At 42.0% G+C, this 567-nt stretch carries 1 protein-coding gene; it reads right to left on the reverse strand.

Annotation, left to right across the window (positions count from 1 at the left end; genetic code table 11):
• Positions 1 to 567 (reverse strand): RNA-guided endonuclease TnpB family protein (locus JIG37_RS02605; RefSeq protein ID WP_199528643.1); only part of this gene is annotated, 567 nt, incomplete at both ends.

Genomic DNA, 567 nt, shown 5'->3' on the forward strand with positions numbered 1-567 from the left:
ATTGATTATCTGTCGTGAAATTTTGTGCGCAAAGTCGAGCCTTTGCCTTGAGATTTTACCGTGTAGTTTATTGATGCGTTGTTTAGTTTTGTGCCAACGATTTGAGCCTTTGGTTCGACGCGCAAGCTGGCGTTGCAATTGGTTTAGCTTCTCTTTTGACTGTTTTAAAAACTTCGGATTATCGGCCACAAATCCGTTCGAACCAACAACCGTTTGCTTTGAGTTGATATCAAAACCAGTGATCTTTTCCAAAACCTGTTTAGCCGTTTTACACTCCACTTCCTGTGTGATGCTGCATCCCCACTTTCCGTGACGATATTGAATGGTTACGGTCTTAATTTTGCTCGCAAGTCCACGATGCAAAACGATTGGCACTTTACCGACTTTTGGGATGCTTATAGCGTCATTTTCGATTCGAATGCAATTGGCATTATTAACGGCTCGAAACGAGTCGTTGTGAAGTCTTTTCTTTTTGTATGAGACTTTATGCTTTGGAAAGCGCTGCAAACGAACCTTTGAAAAAGCATTCTTAACAGCAGTTTCTAAATCGCGAGCAACCTGCTGAGC

The organism is Pseudoalteromonas sp. bablab_jr010, assembly GCF_016464105.1.
Lineage (GTDB): Bacteria > Pseudomonadota > Gammaproteobacteria > Enterobacterales > Alteromonadaceae > Pseudoalteromonas > Pseudoalteromonas simplex.